This window comes from Thauera phenylacetica B4P, from assembly GCF_000310225.1.
GTDB classification, from domain to species: Bacteria; Pseudomonadota; Gammaproteobacteria; order Burkholderiales; family Rhodocyclaceae; genus Thauera; species Thauera phenylacetica.
Genome location: NZ_AMXF01000288.1, coordinates 1 through 4,474, shown reverse-complemented (window position 1 = coordinate 4,474; position 4,474 = coordinate 1). Strand labels below are relative to the sequence as shown.

At 70.8% G+C, this 4,474-nt stretch carries 4 protein-coding genes and 1 pseudogene; 4 read left to right on the top strand and 1 reads right to left on the bottom strand.

Annotation, left to right across the window (positions count from 1 at the left end; all coding sequences use genetic code 11):
• From C667_RS20550 to tal, 4 genes and pseudogenes are all read left to right on the top strand, one after another.
• The coding region (locus C667_RS20550) for an exodeoxyribonuclease VII large subunit (RefSeq protein ID WP_004380983.1) at positions 1 to 232 on the top strand (232 nt) is incomplete at its 5' end.
• A gap of 136 nt (positions 233 to 368) precedes the next feature.
• Positions 369 to 953: a superoxide dismutase gene (locus C667_RS20545; RefSeq protein WP_004380982.1), complete on the top strand. Its 585-nt coding sequence runs from the start codon at positions 369 to 371 to the stop codon at positions 951 to 953.
• Positions 954 to 986: 33 nt separating this feature from the next.
• Positions 987 to 1,658, top strand: a pseudogene (locus C667_RS26600) (pseudouridine synthase); the annotation flags it as partial.
• Between the two features lie 312 nt (positions 1,659 to 1,970).
• Positions 1,971 to 3,047, top strand: a complete 1,077-nt coding sequence (tal, locus tag C667_RS26595; RefSeq protein WP_039922527.1) for a transaldolase — start codon at positions 1,971 to 1,973, stop codon at positions 3,045 to 3,047.
• Positions 3,048 to 3,173: 126 nt separating this feature from the next.
• Here the strand turns inward: tal and C667_RS20535 are convergent.
• Positions 3,174 to 4,474 (bottom strand): chemotaxis protein CheA (locus tag C667_RS20535; protein WP_004380980.1); only part of this gene is annotated, 1,301 nt, incomplete at its 5' end.

Sequence of the window (4,474 nt, the reverse complement as noted above, 5' to 3'; positions counted from 1 at the left end):
GCGTGCGGCCACGCGGCTGCTGGAGGCGCGCAGCCAGCGCCTCGATGCCCTCGCCGCCCACCTCCAGCACCTCGCGCCGCAGGCCGTGCTGGCACGCGGCTATGCCATCGCCCGCGACGAGCGCGGCCGCGTCCTGCGCAGCGCCGCCGGCGTCCCCGAGGGCGCGGCGGTGAGCGTGCAGCTGGCCGACGGCCGTCTCGACACCCGGGTGGTCGGGCACGCGAAGACCTGAGCGCGCCGATTCCGCAAATCCCCCTCATGGGCTTAACATGCGGGGCGCAAGCTTGTTCGGGGTCTAAATCCAGACTAAAATAGTCCGGCTTCTACCCCCAACCCGAACACAGACAGACCAACGACGGAGATCACGCATGGAACACACCCTGCCCGCCCTGCCCTATGCCAAGGACGCCCTCGCCCCGCACATCTCGGCCGAGACCCTGGAGTTCCACTACGGCAAGCACCACCAGGCCTACGTCACCAACCTGAACAACCTGATCAAGGGCACCGAGTACGAGAACCTCGACCTCGAAGCCATCGTCAAGAAGGCTCCCGCCGGCGGCGTGTATAACAACTCCGCGCAGGTCTGGAACCACACCTTCTTCTGGAACAGCATGTCGCCCAACGGCGGTGGCGAGCCCGCCGGCGCGCTGGCCGACGCCATCAAGGCCAAGTGGGGCTCCTTCGACGACTTCAAGAAGGCCTTCCAGACCTCCGCGGTCGGCAACTTCGGCTCCGGCTGGACCTGGCTGGTCAAGAAGGCCGACGGCTCGGTCGACATCGTCAACATGGGCGCCGCCGGCACCCCGCTGACCACCGGCGACAAGGCCCTGCTCTGTATCGACGTTTGGGAACACGCCTACTACATCGACTACCGCAACCGTCGCCCGGACTTCGTCGCCACCTTCCTCGACAAGCTGGCCAACTGGGACTTCGCGGCGAAGAACTTCGCCTGATCCCCGCAGCCGGCCGACGGCCGGCCGTGCCGCATGCGAAAGCGACCCGCGTGGTCGCTTTCGTGCTTTCTGGCCGGCGCGAGCGTCGGCACCCGCGCGCCCTCCACCACGCCACGCCTCGGCGGGGCGCCGGCGACGAGACACGACATGCTCGAGATCCTCTACCGCGACGACTGGCTGGTCGCGATCCACAAGCCCTCGGGGCTGCTCGTGCACCGCAGCCCGATCGCCGCGCACGAGGAACGCTTCGCGGTGCAGCTGCTGCGCGACCAGCTCGGCCGCCGCGTGTATCCCGCCCACCGGCTCGACCGCGGCACCTCGGGCGTGCTGCTGTTCGCGCTCGATCGAGAGGTCGCGCGCACGCTCGCGCAGCGCTTCGAGGCGCAGGCGGTGGACAAGCGCTACCTGGCGGTCGTGCGCGGGCATCCGCCCGAGCGCGGCGTGATCGAGCACGTGCTGGTGCGCCGGCTCGATGCGGTCGAAGTGCGCAGCGGCAAGGGCGCCGGAGCGCGCGACGCGCTGCCCGAAGATGTCGACGACGGCGATGCGCCAGAGGCTGCCGAGCCGCTCGCCCAGCCCGCGCGCACCCGCTTCCGCCGCCTCGCCACGGTCGAGCTGCCGCATGCGGTGGACCGCTACCCCAGCAGCCGCTACGCGCTCGTCGAGCTCTTCCCCGAGAGCGGCCGCCGCCACCAGCTGCGCCGCCACCTCAAGCACATCGCCCACCCGATCATCGGCGACGCCACCTACGGCAAGGGCCGCCACAACCGCCTGTTCCAGGCGCTCTTCGACAGCCAGCGCCTGCTGCTCGCGTGCACGCGGCTGGCGCTGGCGCATCCGGTCACGGAGTACCCGCTGGAGATCGAGGCGCCGGTGGCGGAGGATTTTGCCGCGGTGCTCGCGGCGCTCGGCTGGCAGACGGCACAGCGCAACACTTTCGAGGCAGAATCCAGGCTTTCCGCCGCCCGCGGGCCCGCACCCGAGCGACACCCTTCCCACGACACTCCAGGCAAGACGATGAACCCGCTGCTCCAGGTACGCCAGCACGGCCAGCAGATCTGGCTCGACAACCTCTCCCGCACCTTGCTCGAGGAAGGCCACCTCGCCCGCTTCATCGCCGATGACGGCGTCGCCGGCGTGACCACCAACCCGGCGATCTTCCACAAGGCGATCTCCGGTGGTCGCTACTACGAGGACGACCTCGCCACGCTCAAGCAGCAGCCGCTGAGCGCCGAGGCGCGCTACGAGGCCCTGGTGATCCCCGACGTGCAGCGCGCCTGCGAGCTGCTCGCGCCCCTGCATCGCGACAGCGGCGGCAGCGCCGGCTACGTCAGCCTGGAGGTCTCGCCCGCGCTCGCCCACGACGCCGACGGCACCGTGGCCGCCGGGCTGCGCCTGAAGGCCGCGGTCGACCGCCCCAACCTGCTGATCAAGGTGCCCGCCACGCAGGCGGGCCTGGTCGCCATCGAGCGCCTGATCGGCGAGGGCGTCAGCGTCAACGTCACGCTGATGTTCTCGCTCGCGCACTGCGAGGGGGTGGGCGAGGCCTACCTGCGCGGGCTCGCGCGCCTGCGCGCGGCGGGCGGAGACGTCGCTGGCGTGATGTCGGTGGCGAGCCTGTTCCTGTCGCGGGTCGACACCCTGGTGGACAAGCTGCTCGAAGAGCGCGGCGGCGACCTGCCAGCGCTGCGCGGCGGCAGCGCGGTGGCCATGGCGCGGCTGGCCTACGAGGCCTACCAGGCGCGCTTCCACGGCGCCGGCTTCGAGGACCTGGCCGCGGCGGGCGCGCGTCCGCAGTTCATGCTGTGGGCGAGCACCGGCACCAAGAACCCGGCCTACAGCGACCTGCTCTACGTCGAGCCGCTGATCGGCGCCGAGACCATCAACACCCTGCCCGACGCCACCCTGGACGCGCTGCGCGACCACGGCCGCGTCGCCTCCAGGCTGGAAGAGGACGTCGAGCAGGCCGCCGCCCACTTCACCGCGCTCGCGGCCGCCGGCATCGACCTCGTGGCCGTTGGCGAGCGCCTGCAACAGGAAGGCCTCGCGCAGTTCGAGCAGGCCTTCGCCGGGCTGCTCGCGCTCACCGCCTGAGTTACCACCGCAGGTGCGACCGCAGCGGCCACCGAAGTTGCCACCGCAGTTGCCACCGCAGTTGCCACTGAAGTAGCCACCGCAGTTGCCACCCCGGTCGCCTCCCGAGCGCGACCGGGGCGGCGGCTACGCCGCCTCGAACAGCGTCGAGCGCGACACGCTGCGCCGATCGCCGGCCGACTCGAGCAGCTCCTTCATGTCGAGGATCAGCACGATCTGGCCGTTGGCGAGCGTGGTCACCCCGGCCACGCCCTTCGGCCGGAAGACCTCGAGCGACTTGATCACCGCGTCCTCGCGCCCGGCGAAGCTGTCGATCGCGAGGATGAACACCGCAGCCCCCGACTGCATCACCACGCCGTACTGCGGCACCGCCTCGCGCGGCCAGCCCAGCAGCGCGGACAGCGGCACGATCGGCAGCACCTCGCCGCGCACCACCATGGTGGCCTTGCCGCCGACGTCCTGAATGCCGCCCGGCTCGATCGGCAGGATCTCGCGCACCATCGACAGCGGCACCGCAAAGGGCTGCTCGCCCAGGCGCACCAGCAGCACCGGCAGGATCGCCAGGGTCAGCGGCAGGTGGATCAGCAGCGTGGTGCCCTTGCCGAGCTGGGACTGGATCTCGATGCTGCCGTTGAGCTTCTGGATGTTGGTGCGCACCACGTCCATGCCCACGCCGCGGCCGGACACATCCGAGACCTTCTCGGCGGTGGAGAAGCCGGGCAGGAAGATGAGGTCGTAGCTCTGGCGCTCGTCGAGCGTGCTCGCCTCCTCGGCGGTGATCACGCCCTGGGAGAGCGCCTTCGCGCGCAGCTTCTCGGCGTCCATGCCGCGGCCGTCGTCGGCCACGGTGATCACGATGTGGTCGCCCTCCTGGCGCGCCTCCAGGCGCAGCACCGACTTGGCCGGCTTGCCGGCGGCGGCGCGCCTGGCGGGATCCTCGATGCCGTGATCCACCGCGTTGCGGATGAGGTGGATGATCGGATCGGAGAGATCCTCGACCATGGTCTTGTCGATCTCGGTGTCCTCGCCGACCAGCGCCAGCTCGACCTCCTTGCCGAGGTTGCGCGCGAGGTCGCGGGCGATGCGCGGGTACTTGTGAAAGAGGCGGCCGATCGGCTGCATGCGCGTCTTCATGACCGCGTTCTGCAGGTCGGAGACGAGCAGGTCGAGCTGGCTCACCGCCAGGTCGAGCGCCTGCAGCGTCTCGGTGTCGGTGCGTCCGGCGAGGATGTCGCTGCGCAGCGCGTTGAGCCGGTTCTTGGTGAGGCCGATCTCGCCCGAGAGGTTGAGCACCTGGTCGAGCCGTGCGGTGTCCACCCGGATCGAGTTGTCGCGCTGGCGCTCGCCCTCGCGCCGGCCGATCGGCGCGCTGGCGCCGGGCACGTCGCTGGCGCGGCGGCCGAAGGCGGCGGCGACTAGCGGGTCCG